Raw genomic sequence first — 13,609 nt, forward strand, 5'->3', positions numbered from 1 at the left:
AGCGGCGCTGCGTTGCGCAATCATCCCGGTTCGATCAGGGTGGTAGCGCGATCACCGAAGGAGCCGGTCACACATGAGTCCCACGAAAATGCCCACCGAGCGGACCGTCACGCTGAAGGACGTCGCCGAACACGCGGGCGTCTCTCCCATGACCGTGTCGCGTGCATTGAACAAGCCCGCCACCGTATCGGAAACCCTGCGCGCACGTATTGGCGCTTCGGTGGAATCCCTCGGGTATGTGCAGAATCTTGTTGCGGGCGCCTTGGCCTCCGCAGGTTCGAACGTGATCCCTGTGATCGTGCCTTCGCTGTCGAACTCCGTGTTCGTCGAAGTGATTGCGGGTATCCAGGACGTCGCGCAGGCAGCCGGATATCAACTGATGCTCGGCAACACCGAATACGACCTCGATCGCGAGTACGGGGCGGTGTCCACCTTCCTCGGCTGGTCCCCACCGGGCATGATCATCGCTGGCATGCGTCATCTCGACCGCACACGCAACCTGCTCAAGCGCTGGGGCAAGCCCGTGGTGGAAATGATGGAGTACGGAACACAGGCCATCGACATGAATGTCGGCCTTTCCCATTACAAGGCCGGCGAGACGATGGCGACACATCTCGTCACGCAGGGTTACCGCGAGATCGTTTTCATTGGCTGCCGCATCCAGGCGGATTATCGTGCCGCGCAGCGCTACAAGGGCATGGACCGGATCCTGGCACGGCATGGTTTGCATCGGCGAGAGCCCATCTCATACGACGGCCCATCGAACTGGGCGCTCGGCGGCGACGCATTGATGGACGTCCTGGAAGCGACGCCGAAGGTGGATGCGATCTTCTTCGCCAATGACGATCTCGCCGTGGGCGCCATCCTGCGCGCGCAACGCGAAGGCGTTGCCGTTCCGAAGCGGGTGGCCATCGCGGGATTCAACGGCCTGGGCCTGGCCGATCTCGTCCAGCCCGGCCTCACCACGATCATGTCTCCACGACTGGAAATAGGCCGCGTCGCTGCCCGACAACTTCTCGACCGTTTCGCCGGGCACACGCCGGCGAAACGGCGTGTGGACGTTTCGTTCCAGTTGCAGGTGCGCGGCAGTACCTGAAAATGGCGTTCAGCGCGAAATGATATGCGCGAACCACTGCCAACCACGCAGCTTGGCGGTGATCAACTTCACGCAGGTGAGCATCGGCACGGCCAGCAGTGCGCCGGGCACGCCCCAGAGCCAGCCCCACACCAGCAACCAGAGCAGGATCGCCACTGGACTCAGCCGCGAGCGGCGCCCCTGCAACATGGGCGTGATCATGTTGCCTTCGACCGCCGTGATGCCCGCGAACGTGGCGGCTGGGAGCAAGGCGGGGCCAAGCTCCTGGAAGTGCAACGCGCCGACGATGGCGAGCACGGTCGTGGTGGTGATGGCGCCGACGTACGGAATGAAGTTGGCGATCGTGGCCACGGTGCCCCATAACAGCGGATCGGGTACGCCGTAGAGGTAAAGCATGCCCGCGGTGACGAGGCCGAGCGTGACATTGATCGCCGCCGTGAGCAGGAGGTAGCTCGACACCTCCACCTGGATGCTACGTACGATGCTTACCGTGTGTCGCTTATAAGCGAAGGTGGGCGATATCTCGACGGCGCGCCGAAGGATCTCGTCACCGTAGACGAGGAAGAAGAACACAAGCAAGGCGACCGTCAACACGCTCGCCAGTACCTTCGGCGCGCCCGCGAGGATGTCCCATGCCGTGAAGGCGAAGTTGTTGGGACTCTGCGGCACGTTGCGCGCCATCGTCCCGCCGACCAGGTTCTGCGTCGCCCGGCTGGCGGCCTCGATCTGCTGGGTCATCGGCTTGATCTTCGGTGCGAAGGCACGCATCGCCGTCGGCGCCTCGTGGAACCAGTTGAGCGCGGGCTCCGAAAGCGTCGTCACGGCCGATACGAGACCGAAGCCGAGCAGCACCATCACCGTCACCGCGGACAACCAGCGCGGTATGCGCAGGTGCGCGGCGGCGGCGACGATGGGGTTGAGCGCGAGGCCGATGAACCCCGCGAGCACGAGCGGTACCAGCAACGACTTGCCGATGGCCACCGTGTAGATCGCCGCCAGCAGGACGAGGCCGGTCAGCGAAATGCGGATCGCGCGGAGGTTGCGCGACATCCGCCGGCTGCTCCGCCCGCTTGCGGGCGTCCGGCGTGGGGGCACGGCGATCGTGGAAACGGCGGCACCCGGTGCCGCCGTCGAAGGGACCGGCGTGGGCAGTGGACTGGGAACGTCGCTCACGGTGCCTCTTCGGCCGCGTCCGCGACATCGCCGGCCATCTTGCCGAGGAAACTTCCGGCGGCGATGGAAACGATCTTGCCGATGAGGTCGGCGCTACCCGTCGCCACCAGGCCTGTGACGCCGGGCACCGCGAGCGGGTTGAGCTTGACCTTGCTGAGCAGGAATCCGGAGCCGGCGGCCATGCCAAGCACCGTGAGGGGGTGTTCGTAGCCACGCGCTATCAAGGCGGCGGCCGGTTCGACGGTATCCCGCCGCGCCGCCGCGACCCGGGCCCGGGCGGCGGTGACTTTCGCCATGCTGCTGAAAATGCTCATGCCTGCTCTCCCGCCTGCTCGCTTTCCGCCTTGCCTTGCTTCGCGGCGTCCCGTGCCAGCGTGGAAAGTTCGGCGCGCGTGGCGGGGAGCGTAAGCCAGTGCATGCCGCGGCGGAAGACGAGGATCGCACCGACCAGCAGCACGGCCTGCAACGCCGCCAGCACGGTCAATGCCCACGCCCACGAACCGAACCATTGGGCCAGCCCCCAGCCGGCCAGCGCCAGCAGGGTGAATCCCAACGCCACCGCGAAGACGATGGCGGCCAGCCCCATGAAGAGCATCATGACGATGCCGCTCCTGGCCAGGCCGATCTCAGCGCCCAGCAGCTTCAGCTGCGCGGCGAAGAGCTTCTTCAGCCCGGCACCCAGGCGGCGGACATCCGCGACCCAGGCAGGCATGGTCAGCTTGGGACCGGCTGCCGCATCCGCCGGCGCCGTTCCGTCAGCATCGTCTCGCCCCGAGGGGCCGTCTTCCAGCATGTGTCGCGCCCCTGGAAGGAAAGGATCAGTTGCGCAGGATACGGCCGGCCAGCCAACCCGCGGCCAGGGCCAGCGCGATGGACTGCACGGGTTTCTCGCGGACATAGTCGCGGGCCGTGTCCAGCCAGTCGTTCGCGGTCTCCACGGCCTCGCCATAGGCTTCCTTGCCGCGCAGCTTGGCTTCCTCGGCCTTTTCGGCCGCGCGCGTGGCGCCATGGGCGGCCTTGTCGGTGGCGTGATGCAAGGTGTTCTCCACCTTGTCGGCGGCGCGGTCGACCACTTCCTTGGTCCGGTCCACGACCTCGGAGGTGGCCTGCTTCACTCGCTCGGCGCGTGCATCGATGCGCTCGGCGGCCGAAACGGTGTTCGCGGCGGCGGTCGCGGCGTTGGCGACGGGGTCGGCAGGATTGTTCATTTGACGGTCTCCGGGGCTGGGATTGGACAAGGTACGGCAAAAAGGGTGACGCCGTGGTCTATACGTTACGGCCACGGAAGAAGGAGATGATCGCCAGGATCAGGAAGATCACGAAGAGGATCTTCGCGATGCCGGCCGCCGTGCCCGCGATGCCGCCGAAGCCGAATACGGCAGCGATGATCGCGATGACGAGGAAGACGAGGGCGTAGTGCAGCATGGTGGTTTCTCCGTGGGTAGCGCGAGACCATTTAGTCCCGCGCGCCGCGCATGCCGCGTGAAGCCCGCCGGCCTCGCTCAATAGGCATTCAGCCAGTGCCCTTCACCTCGCCCTCACGCCTTGACCTTCGGGTTCAGCGAATAGGTTCCGGTGATCGTCGCCTGGTCCACGACGTGCCCTTCGATCACGTCACGAAACTCGGCCAGTGAAAAGCCGGTTTCCAGCGGCACGCTCTCGACGTCCAGAGCATAGACGTGGAAGTGGTAATGGTGGGGGATGGTGTCGTTCCACGGCGGGCAGGGGCCGTCGTAGCCGTGGTAGTGGCCCTCCATGTCGCGGTCGCCCTTGAACCAGCCCGTGTAGTCGTTGAGGCCCTGCACCGAGCCGGGCGGGCCCACCGGGTCCTTCTTTCCACGGGGCACGATGCCTTCGCCGCAGGCACCTTCGCCCAACTCGCGGCATTCCAGGGGAATGTTGGCCATCAGCCAGTGCACGAATTCCACGCGTGGCAGGTCGCGGCGTACTTCGCGGCCCTCGACGTTCACATCGTCCGGCTTGGAGGGCACGTCGGTGTCGATGACGGCGATGGCGAAGGATCGCGCGCCGGCGGGAACCTCGGTCCAGGCCAGGTGCGGCGTGACGTTGCCGGCTGGCTTGATCGGGTCGCCGGCCTCCATGAAGGCGAAGTTCGAGGGAATGGGCTTGCCGTTCTGGATGCTGTCGCTGTTGAGACGCATGGGGGACTCCTTTATTGCTTCTTATAGGTCACGCGATAGATGGCGCCGTTGTCGTCGTCGCTGATCAGCAGGCTGCCATCGGGGAGCGGTTGTACGTCGGCAGGACGGCCGGACACCTTTTCGTCGACGAGGAAACCTTCGACGAGCGGCTCGTAGCTGACTACCTTGTTGCCGTTCAAGCGCACGGTCATTACCCGGTAACCGGATTTCGCCGTGCGGTTCCACGAGCCGTGCTCGGCGACGATGACGGCGCCATGGTAGGCGGCGGGAAATTGCGTTCCGTTGTAGAAGCGCATGCCGAGCGCCGCCACATGGGCGCCCAGCTTGAGCACAGGCGGCGTGAAGTCCTTGCAGTTCCTGCCCTTGCCGAATTCCGGATCGAGCGTATCGCCCTGGTGACAGTAGGGATAACCGAAGTGTTCACCGGGCTTGGTCAGATGGTTGAGTTCGTCGCTGGGCATGTCGTCGCCGAGCATGTCGCGGCCGTTGTCGGTGAACCACAACGACTTGTCCGTGGGGCGCCAGTCGAAGCCCACCGTGTTACGGATGCCCCGCGCCACCGTCTCGACACCGCTGCCATCGGGATTCATGCGCAACAGCTGGGCGAAGCCTTCGTCGCCGCGATCGCAGATGTTGCATGGTGCGCCGACCGGCACGTAGAGCTTGTTGTCCGGACCGAAGGCGATGAATTTCCAGCCGTGGGCCGTCTCGGTATGCAGCTTGTCGGTGACCAGTTCGGGCTTCGGTGGCGCATCGAGGTGGTTCTCGATGTCGCGGATCACGTAGATCCGGCTGATCGCGGACACGTAGAGATCGCCGCCATGAAAGGCCACCCCCACCGGAAGCTGCAGGCCACTGGCGACGGTGCGTACCTTGTCCGCCTTGCCATCGGCGGCGTAGGTCACGGCGAATACCTTGCCCGCGTCGCGCGATCCCACGAACACCGTGTTCTTCGCCCCAAGAGCCATCTCGCGGGCGTCCGGCACCTGGTCGGTCCAGACCGCGATCTGGAAACCGGGAGGTAACTTCAACGATTCCAGGGGAGGAGTGGCGGCAAAGGCCGGGGCGGCGAGAAGGACCAGGCCGAGGACGAAGGCGCTACGCATGAACGGACTCCCAGTTGAGGCCCGTCTGTCCCTGTCCAGGCGTGGAAGGTTCAACGGGTGATGGCGTCGAAACGGGCTGCGATGTAGTCGTCGGTGAAACTGGTCATGCTGAAATCGCGGATGAAGCCGCAATGGCCACCATAAGTCGCGATATCCAGCTCGATGTTCGGTGGCACGCGCAACTGATCGAACGCGCCGACCGGGATCACGGGATCGTCGCGGGAGGTGAGAATGGTTGCCGGCAGATGCAGGTCCATCAGCCGGTCGCCAGCCACGGAATAACCGTCGAGGTAGGCCTCGAGCGAACCGAAATCGGTGTGCCGCAGCACCAGCGAGCGGGTGAGGTCGCGCATGTTCTGGCGCAGTTCCTCGAGTTCGAAGTACGTCGCGTGCGGGAACGCCTGCTGCTTGAGTTGCAGCGAGCGGCGCCACTTGCGCATGAAATAGGCCTGGTAGAACCAGGGCGCCTCGCTCTCCAGGGAGAACAGGCCTTCGCTGGGGTCGATGATCGGACAGACGGCCAGCACGTAGTCCAGCGAGACGCCCTGCTTGGGCGCCAGCATGCCGGCGCGCAGCGCGAAGTTGCCGCCCAGGGAAAATCCGGCCACGCCCACGGCCTTCGCCGGGAACATCCTGGCGATCTCGCCGAGGGCGGTCACCACCTCGTCGATACGGCAGGAGTGGAAGAGGGCTTCATTGAGACCGTGGCTGTCGCCGTGGTCGCGGAAATTCAGGCGGAACACATCCCAGCCTTCCTCCAGCAAGCGGCTGCCCGTCTGCAATACGTACGTGGAGTCGACGCTGCCCTCCCAGCCATGGAACAGGATGGCCAGGCCACGCGACTCACGGCCCGTGCGCTGGGCGGTGAAACGGCCGCTCAATCGATCGCCGCGGCCGACATCGATCAGCACCTCTTGCGCGTTCTCCTGCACCTGGTGGGCCCGTTTCGGCAGCAGGCGGCGGCGGATGCCGCTGGAGGAAAGCATGGTCTGGATGTGCCCGCTGCGCAGCGGCAACGGCGGCAGGAAGTCGGAACCCCGCGGCAGGCTCATGCCGGGGTGTCGGTATCCAGGGCCTGCGCGATGCGTTCGCGCGAGGCCTCCGCCATGCGGCGGCGTCCGTCGGCCGAGACCGGAACCGGCTCGAGGAAATGCACTTCCACGTCGAGCGGCGGCTCGCCCAGCAAGCGCAGGAAATTACCCATGAAGCTTTCGCCTTCTCGGAACCCGGCATCGATCAGCCGCTTGCCGTGACGGGCGAAACGCAGGGCCACCGGCTGCACCGGCACCCCGGCATCGAGGGCGGCCTGGAAGATGCGCGCATGAAACACGCGCAGCACGCCGTTGTGGCCCGTCCCACCCTCGGGGAACACCGCCACGGAACGCCCTTCGCGCAGGCGCTCCACCATCGAGGCCATGACCGAGGCCAGCGAGTGGTTATTGCCCCGGCGGTGGAAGATGGTACCGCCGCGCGCGGCCATCCAGCCGACCAGCGGCCAGCTGGCGATCTCGGCCTTGGCGACGAAACAGGCGGCGCGCTGCGAATGAAGCAACTCGATGTCCAGCCACGACGTGTGGTTGGCCACGAACAGCACCGGGTCCGGCAAAGGCTGGCCGAAGCGGCGGCTACGGAACCCGAACACGCGCAACAGCAGGGTCGACCACATGCGGATGGTTCGGTGGGCCAGTGGCTCACGCCCGTTCTTCATCACCCCGCCCGCCCAACTCAGGATCAGCGCACAGATGACGACGCCAAACAGGACGTGGAGCACCAACAACGGCACTCGCCACACATAGCGCAGCGGACGCAGTCGGTCGCGTGGGGTCGGGTTGGCGGAGGCGGCTTCCATCGAGCACACAAGATTAACGATGGGCGGTCGCTGCCGCTAGGGGAAGTTGTCTTTATTCTTATGACACGTGGGCTTGCGCCGTGCTAAGTGCGGACATTCCCCAGGGGAAGAGCCGTGGAAGCCTTCACGGTGCGCAGGACAAAGCTGGTATTGACGTCCGCCACCCCCGCCGCGTTCAACAGGCGATCGAGCAGGAACCGGGAAAATCCGTCCAGATCGGCCACGTAGACCTGAAGCAGGTAATCCATGTCGCCGGTCAACGCGTAGCAGGACACGACCTCCTCCCATTCGGCCACCCGATCGGTGAAGGAGTCGATGGCCGCGGACTCATGTCGGCTCAGCTGCACGCGCACGAAGGCCTGCAGGCCGAGGCCCAGGGAGCGAGGCTCCAGGCGGGCACCATAGCCGGCAATGACGCCGTCGGCCTCCAGCTTCTGCACGCGACGCAGGCAGGCCGACGGGGAAAGGTTCACCTCGGCGGCGAGTTCGGCGTTGCTGATCCTGCCGTTCGCTTGCAGCGTGGCGAGGATCCGCAGGTCTGTACGGTCAAGACTGAGCTGCACGATTATTCTGTCTCATACCTTAATTTCGACTAATCATTGCACAAACACCTCTTCTTTGCGCAACAAGGCAAGCCTATTGCGTCACTTCATCGCTATGCTCTTGCTTCACAACCACCCACAGCCCAAAGGAGGCCCGCCATGGACACCCCCCGTCGTGTCGAACACCAGCAGACCGACCGCGGATACGTGCCCGTCTATGCGACCGGCACCGTGGAGCAGCCGTGGGCGAGTTACTCGAAGGTCGACCACGAGGTATGGGACACCCTGTACCGCCGCCAGCGAGAGCTGTTGCCGGCCTACGCCTGCCAGGAGTTCCTTGACGGCGTCGACCGCTTTGGCTTGGGCGACGGCGGCATTCCCCGCTTCGACGACCTGAACAAGGTGCTCGGCAAGGCCACCGGCTGGGAAGTGGTCGGGGTGGAGGGGCTGTTGCCGGATGAGGTCTTCTTCGACCATCTCGCCAACCGCCGTTTTCCCGTGAGCTGGTGGATCCGCAAGCCGGACCAGCTCGATTACCTCGCGGAGCCGGACCTTTTCCACGACCTGTTCGGCCACGTGCCGCTTCTGCTCAATCCGGTATTCGCCGATTACATGCAGGCCTACGGCAAGGGTGGCATGAAGGCCCATGCGATCGGCCCGGACGCGCTGATGAACCTCACGCGCCTCTACTGGTACACGGTGGAGTTCGGCCTGATCCGGACCGACGCGGGGCTGCGCATCTACGGCGCGGGCATCGTCAGCTCAAAGGGCGAGTCCATCTATTCGATCGATTCGCCGGCGCCGAACCGGATCGGGTTCGACCTGGAGCGCGTCATGAATACCCGGTACAAGATCGATACCTACCAGCAGACCTACTTCGTGATCGACGACTTCGAGCAGTTGTTCGACGCGACCCGGCCGGACTTCACTCCAATCTACGCCAGGCTCGCCGGCGGGACGCCGGTAGCGGCTGGCGACGTGCTGGCGACGGACAAGGTGTATCAGCGCGGTACGCGCGAAGGCTTCGTTTCCGGCGCAGACAACTGAAACTCAACGGTGGCCTAACGAACGGGCCTCTACGATGGGCCCAACTCCATTGAACAGGGTGGGTCCATCGTGGTCGTCTTCGACATTCCGTTCGAGTCCGTCGGTCCCGGTCTTTGGTTGCTGCAGAAGAACGAGTTCGAGTACGGGGAATTCTGCTCACGCGATGACGCGCTCGAATGCGCCTTGCAGGAGGCGCGCCGTATCGAGGCCGCCAACGCGGCATCGGACATCGTGCTGAACATCGAAGGTAATGACGGCGTCTGGCGGGCGTTCGACACGTCGATTCGTCCCTATGCGACGCGGATACATCACGTCTGACGACAACCTATGAGGTCGCCTGGGCATCGCCGACGAAGTCGGCTCCCACAAGGGCGATGAGGGCGGGTTGGCCGAAAGGCTGGCCCGCCTTTTTCTTTGGTGGGATCGTGCGTTGATGGCAGCCTTTGTCTTTGGTGGAACCTTTTCTCCGGTGGAACCTTTTCTTGGTGGGAGCCGACCTTGTCGGCGATCCCGCGGCAGCGGGCCAGGTTGAGGCAAGCACCCATCGCCGACAAGGTCGGCTCCCACAAGAACCGCTCCCACACAAGGGCTGCTCCCACAAGAGAGCGGCTTCTATCGGGGAAAGTCAAAAATCAGACAAAATAAAACCCCGGCAGCCAGGGGAGGAGCTGCCGGGGTCGCGTCGGGTCCAGGCTATCAGGGGAAATAGCGGGACCCGGGACAACGAGCGAATCAATCGCGCCTGTTGCCAACAGGTCGCCTCTCGGCGATCGAATACTTAGATAAGGGCGGCGCCGTGAAGTTCCCGTATCACTTCATGGCTGCGTTTGGGTCCCGTTTAACTTCGGCCGCCGTAGCGTGCTCCGCCAACCACGGACGTACTTGCGCGACCCACAGCGCATAACCTTTCGGATTCATGTGCAGGCCATCGCCGACGAACAGTTCCTGCTTCGGCTGTCCGTTCGCATCCAGCATCGCCGGCGCCACGTCGAGGAAGGCGACGCCCTTCTGCGCCATCGACCAGTCACTGATCAGTGCGTTGGCCCTTTCGATATTGGACAGCAGGTTCATGCGGGCCACGCTGGGCTTGATCGAGATGAAAGCGATCGGTACCTCTGGCTGGTCCTGGCGCACCCTGGTCACGAAGGCGGCGAAATCATCGCGGACCTGTTCGGGCGTGTCGCCATTCTGCAGGTCGTTGTCCCCCGCGTAGATCACGATGGCCACCGGGTGGTACGGCTTGACGATGCGGTCGGCGAAGGCAGTGGCATCGTCGAGATCGGAGCCGCCGAAACCCCGGTTGATGAGGCGGTACTCCGGAAAGTCGGCCGCGAGGCTCGCCCACAAGCGGATCGAGGAACTGCCGACGAACAACACGGCGTTGGCCGGCGGGGGACTGCTCCGGTCCGCGGCCTCGAAAGCCTGGATGTCGTGTTCCCACTGGCTGTGGTCCGGCCCCTTGGCATGGGCGGCGAAGGAAAGGGCAAGCAGGGTGAGGAGGATCGTCAGGCGTTTCATCCCGCGCACCGTAACCCCTTACGGACGCCGGGGTAAACCCTGTCGCTCGACGGGCGTCACCTTGAGCACCGCTTCGATCCGGCTCCCGTTCCAGCGGTAGATGAAGTGTTCGGCCTGCACACAGGGAGCGACGAGGTCGGGATAGAACACCGCCACGCATTCACCACCGGCATGCCGCGCGCTGTCGTAGACGATGCCATTGGAGCCCTGCCCGCGCAGCGTCCGTGCGAGCTTCGCACTGGCCGCGTAGGAATCGGGATCGTGCTCGGCCGCCCAACCACCGCGGATGTCGTGGAAGCGCCCGGAGATGGAGGTCTTGTAGCAGCGCACCTGCACGTCGGTGGGCGGCTCGTGCGTGGCGGCGAGAAAGGCCTCGCGATGGAAGACGGTTTCCTCGATCGCCGTCGGCACGCTGTGCGCGGCGTAGAACACGCCCCAGTGGCCATCGCTGAAACGGCTGCCTTCCGGCGGGATATGGGTGAAAGCGGCCATGATGGGCGAGGTGCCGGGACCGGAGACGCGGCGCTCGGGCGGGGTGAGCCGGAGTGCGCCCATTTCCTCGCGCAGGCGCGGATTGGTCAGCGATTCGATGGCCATGACCGCGTCGATGTCCTTCGGCTCGGCGATGCGATCGAATAAACCCACGGGTGGGAACCGGCTGGGCACGATCCGGTAGGCCTGGCTCCAGCGGATCCGGCGGAGCGGTGGCGCCGGGCTCATCCGTTCCAGCCGCGTTGGGCGTCCAGGTATTGGCGGACGACGTAGAGGTCGGCGACGTTGCCCGAGAGCATCCGCTCCAGGGCCGAATGGCCGCCGAAGAGCGGCGCGTCGTTCGGCTTGCGTATCCAGGCGTCCGCCTGGGCCGGATCGGGGAAGAGAATCTGCAGGTCTTTCCAGATGCCGAGCAGGTAGCTGATCCGCTCGATCACGTCGCGCGAGAGCGCGCCGTCCTGCTGCTTCTTCCATTTGAAATAGGTGGATTCCGGTGGCTCGCCGAGCAGGGTGCGCTGCTCGGCGGCACGCAATTTCCAACGCTCCGCGAGGGCGAAGAAGGCGCGCAGGGCGGGACCGCCAAGGTCCCCGGCGTGGATCGGTTCGGCGTGGATGGCTGGCTGCATCGTGGCTTTACCTATGTAGTTAGGATGCAGTTTACTCCACTTATGGAGTAATTGGAGGTGCGCCTACGACTTCCTCGAGGCGATCCAGGCGTCGACGTGCTGTTCGAGTACCGGCAACGGCACGGAACCCAGCGCCAGCACGGTGTCGTGGAACGCGCGCAGGTCGAATTTCTCACCCAGCTGCTTCTCGGCGCGCTCGCGCAACTCACGGATCTTCAGGTAGCCCAGCTCGTACGACAGCGCCTGCCCCGGCCAGCTGATATACCGGTCCACCTCGTTGGCGATCTCGCGGTCGCTCAGGGCCGTGTTCTGCGTGAGGTAGTCGATCGCCTGCTGGCGCGTCCAGCCCAGGTGGTGGATACCGGTGTCCACGACCAGGCGGCAAGCACGCCACATCTGGTAGGTCAGATAGCCGAAGTGCTCATAGGGCGTGTGGTAGATGCCCATCTCCTCACCCAGGTACTCCGAATACAACGCCCAGCCTTCGCCGTAGGCGGATATGTAGCCGTCGCGGCGGAACGGCGGCAAACCCTGCTGCTCCGCCGAAAGCGCCAGCTGCAGGGCATGGCCGGGCATGGATTCGTGCAGCGTCAGCGCGGGCATGTTGAACAGCGGTCGCGACGGCAGGTCGTAGGTGTTCACCAGATAGACGTCCGCGCCCCCGCGGCCGGAGGTGTAATAAGGCGCGATGTCGGCGGGCACCGGTTCGATCGCGAAGCGCTGTCTTGGCAGCAAGCCGAAGTACTTGCCCAGCTTCGCATCGACCTGCTTGGCGACCCACGCCGTACGCATCAGCAGTTCGTCCGGCGTCTTCGCATAGAACCGCGGGTCGGTGCGCAGGAAGGTGAGGAAGGCCGGGAAGTCCCCCTTGAAACCGGTCTCCTTCATCGTCTCCAGCATGTCCGCATGGATACGGGCGACTTCACGCAGGCCGATCGCGTGGATCTCGTCGGGTGACAGGTCGAGCGTGGTGTATTCGTGGATCTGCTGGCGATAGTAGGCCTTGCCATCGGGCAATGACTCGGCGGCCAACGTCGGCCGCGCCCCGGGCACGTACTCGTTGCGGAAGAAGGTCAACAGTCGCCCATAGGCCGGGATCACGCCCTCGGCGATCGCCTTGCGCGCGTCCTTGCGCAAGGCCTCGGCATCGGCCGCCGGGAGGTTCTTCGGCATCGCCTTGAAAGGCTTGTACAGCGCGCTGTCCTCGGGACTCTTCAGTTCCGCCACCGCGGCGATCGAGACATCGCGGCCACCGAGGACTTCGCGCGGCACGGTGAAGCCCCGCGCCAGGCCCAGGCGCATGTTCGCGATTTCCTGGTCCATATACGCGGGAATCTGACGCAGGCGCTCGACGTAGTGGCGATAGTCGTCGCGCGTGCGCAGGTCGTCTCCGTGCAGCACATAGGAGATATCGGACCAGAACGCGGAGTCGCTGTTGAATGGCATCTGCCACTGCGCGAAACGCTGCGCGGCGGCGAGGTTACCGATCTGTTCGCGGTAGATGGCGTAGTCGACGCGAACGGTGCCGCTCAACGACGCCGGGTCGATACGGTCGAGTTGCGCCAGCACGTCGTTCCAGTAGGCGAGCCGCTTGGCCTGGCTCGCGGCATCCACCGTGTCGAGCCGTCCGTCGCCCGGCTGCGCCTCGCCCGAGGTGAGGATGCCCGCCTGGCCGTTACGCCACGTCCATTCCTTGGTGTAGATGGCCTTGAACGCGTCGTCGGCCGGCGGAGCGGCATGGGCGGTGCCGGCGAACAGTCCGGCGAAGGCGATGGCTCGGATCCAGGGGGACATGCGGGCTCCGTGGGTGCGGGGAAAACCCCGATCATCGCACGGCTTTATTCATGCTCGGCTTTGCGTTGGGATGTGCCGGGCAGAGCCATCGGCCGCCACCCTCGGCGCGACATTAGGAGCCGAGGACGGGCGGACACGGCCCGTAGGGGATCGGCCAGGACGGCCGATCGTTTCCGCTGAGCCAGGAGGGCGAATCGGAAACCC

Annotated in this window: 18 protein-coding genes; 4 read left to right on the top strand and 14 right to left on the bottom strand. The window is 64.9% G+C overall.

What is annotated here, in order from left to right:
- The first annotated feature begins 73 nt into the window (after window positions 1-73).
- Window positions 74-1,096, top strand: coding sequence for a LacI family DNA-binding transcriptional regulator (locus J2T07_RS06880; protein WP_306848466.1), 1,023 nt, complete (start codon window positions 74-76; stop codon window positions 1,094-1,096).
- Between the two features lie 9 nt (window positions 1,097-1,105).
- Here the strand turns inward: J2T07_RS06880 and J2T07_RS06885 are convergent, their stop codons facing one another.
- The 10 genes from J2T07_RS06885 to J2T07_RS06930 all read right to left on the bottom strand — a co-directional run bounded on the left by J2T07_RS06885 (window position 1,106) and on the right by J2T07_RS06930 (window position 7,955).
- Window positions 1,106-2,146, bottom strand: coding sequence for an AI-2E family transporter (locus J2T07_RS06885; RefSeq protein WP_306848467.1), 1,041 nt, complete (start codon window positions 2,144-2,146; stop codon window positions 1,106-1,108).
- A gap of 119 nt (window positions 2,147-2,265) precedes the next feature.
- Entirely contained in the window at window positions 2,266-2,583 is a 318-nt protein-coding gene (locus tag J2T07_RS06890) for a hypothetical protein (protein ID WP_306848468.1), read from the bottom strand.
- Window positions 2,580-3,062: an ABC transporter ATP-binding protein gene (locus J2T07_RS06895; RefSeq protein ID WP_306848469.1), complete on the bottom strand. Its 483-nt coding sequence runs from the start codon at window positions 3,060-3,062 to the stop codon at window positions 2,580-2,582. The genes J2T07_RS06890 and J2T07_RS06895 overlap by 4 nt, the downstream gene beginning before the upstream one ends.
- A gap of 25 nt (window positions 3,063-3,087) precedes the next feature.
- Window positions 3,088-3,477: a DUF883 family protein gene (locus tag J2T07_RS06900; RefSeq protein ID WP_306848470.1), complete on the bottom strand. Its 390-nt coding sequence runs from the start codon at window positions 3,475-3,477 to the stop codon at window positions 3,088-3,090.
- Window positions 3,478-3,535: 58 nt separating this feature from the next.
- Window positions 3,536-3,694, bottom strand: coding sequence for a DUF1328 domain-containing protein (locus tag J2T07_RS06905; protein WP_306848471.1), 159 nt, complete (start codon window positions 3,692-3,694; stop codon window positions 3,536-3,538).
- A 113-nt stretch (window positions 3,695-3,807) separates the two neighbouring features.
- Window positions 3,808-4,431: a YbhB/YbcL family Raf kinase inhibitor-like protein gene (locus J2T07_RS06910; RefSeq protein WP_306848472.1), complete on the bottom strand. Its 624-nt coding sequence runs from the start codon at window positions 4,429-4,431 to the stop codon at window positions 3,808-3,810.
- A gap of 11 nt (window positions 4,432-4,442) precedes the next feature.
- Entirely contained in the window at window positions 4,443-5,537 is a 1,095-nt protein-coding gene (locus J2T07_RS06915; protein WP_306848473.1) for a PQQ-dependent sugar dehydrogenase, read from the bottom strand.
- Between the two features lie 50 nt (window positions 5,538-5,587).
- Window positions 5,588-6,589, bottom strand: coding sequence for a YheT family hydrolase (locus J2T07_RS06920; RefSeq protein WP_306848474.1), 1,002 nt, complete (start codon window positions 6,587-6,589; stop codon window positions 5,588-5,590).
- The gene (locus tag J2T07_RS06925) at window positions 6,586-7,386 is read right to left on the bottom strand and encodes a lysophospholipid acyltransferase family protein (protein ID WP_306848475.1); all 801 of its coding nucleotides are present in this window, start codon (window positions 7,384-7,386) and stop codon (window positions 6,586-6,588) included. The genes J2T07_RS06920 and J2T07_RS06925 overlap by 4 nt, the downstream gene beginning before the upstream one ends.
- An 83-nt stretch (window positions 7,387-7,469) precedes the next feature.
- On the bottom strand, window positions 7,470-7,955 hold the full coding sequence (locus J2T07_RS06930; protein ID WP_306849507.1) for an Lrp/AsnC family transcriptional regulator: 486 nt from the start codon (window positions 7,953-7,955) through the stop codon (window positions 7,470-7,472).
- A gap of 132 nt (window positions 7,956-8,087) precedes the next feature.
- Between J2T07_RS06930 and phhA the strand changes: the two genes are divergently transcribed.
- From phhA to J2T07_RS19130, 3 genes are all read left to right on the top strand, one after another.
- Window positions 8,088-8,975 carry a phenylalanine 4-monooxygenase gene (gene phhA / locus J2T07_RS06935; protein ID WP_306848476.1) on the top strand — a complete coding sequence of 296 codons (888 nt, stop codon included), beginning with the start codon at window positions 8,088-8,090 and terminating at the stop codon, window positions 8,973-8,975.
- A gap of 69 nt (window positions 8,976-9,044) precedes the next feature.
- On the top strand, window positions 9,045-9,293 hold the full coding sequence (locus tag J2T07_RS06940; protein WP_306848477.1) for a hypothetical protein: 249 nt from the start codon (window positions 9,045-9,047) through the stop codon (window positions 9,291-9,293).
- Between the two features lie 99 nt (window positions 9,294-9,392).
- Complete coding sequence (locus tag J2T07_RS19130; RefSeq protein ID WP_430539323.1) at window positions 9,393-9,620, top strand: peptidase inhibitor family I36 protein; 228 nt, start codon at window positions 9,393-9,395, stop codon at window positions 9,618-9,620.
- A 165-nt stretch (window positions 9,621-9,785) separates the two neighbouring features.
- Here the strand turns inward: J2T07_RS19130 and J2T07_RS06945 are convergent, their stop codons facing one another.
- From J2T07_RS06945 to J2T07_RS06960, 4 genes are all read right to left on the bottom strand, one after another.
- Window positions 9,786-10,493: an SGNH/GDSL hydrolase family protein gene (locus tag J2T07_RS06945; RefSeq protein ID WP_306848478.1), complete on the bottom strand. Its 708-nt coding sequence runs from the start codon at window positions 10,491-10,493 to the stop codon at window positions 9,786-9,788.
- An 18-nt stretch (window positions 10,494-10,511) separates the two neighbouring features.
- Window positions 10,512-11,213, bottom strand: a complete 702-nt coding sequence (locus J2T07_RS06950; RefSeq protein WP_306848479.1) for an RES family NAD+ phosphorylase — start codon at window positions 11,211-11,213, stop codon at window positions 10,512-10,514.
- On the bottom strand, window positions 11,210-11,611 hold the full coding sequence (locus tag J2T07_RS06955; protein ID WP_306848480.1) for an MbcA/ParS/Xre antitoxin family protein: 402 nt from the start codon (window positions 11,609-11,611) through the stop codon (window positions 11,210-11,212). The genes J2T07_RS06950 and J2T07_RS06955 overlap by 4 nt, the downstream gene beginning before the upstream one ends.
- Before the next feature lie 63 nt (window positions 11,612-11,674).
- Window positions 11,675-13,405: a DUF885 domain-containing protein gene (locus J2T07_RS06960; RefSeq protein WP_306848481.1), complete on the bottom strand. Its 1,731-nt coding sequence runs from the start codon at window positions 13,403-13,405 to the stop codon at window positions 11,675-11,677.
- Window positions 13,406-13,609: the final 204 nt, after the last annotated feature.

Origin of the sequence: Luteibacter jiangsuensis (genome assembly GCF_030812295.1) — a bacterium.
Lineage (GTDB): Bacteria > Pseudomonadota > Gammaproteobacteria > Xanthomonadales > Rhodanobacteraceae > Luteibacter > Luteibacter jiangsuensis_A.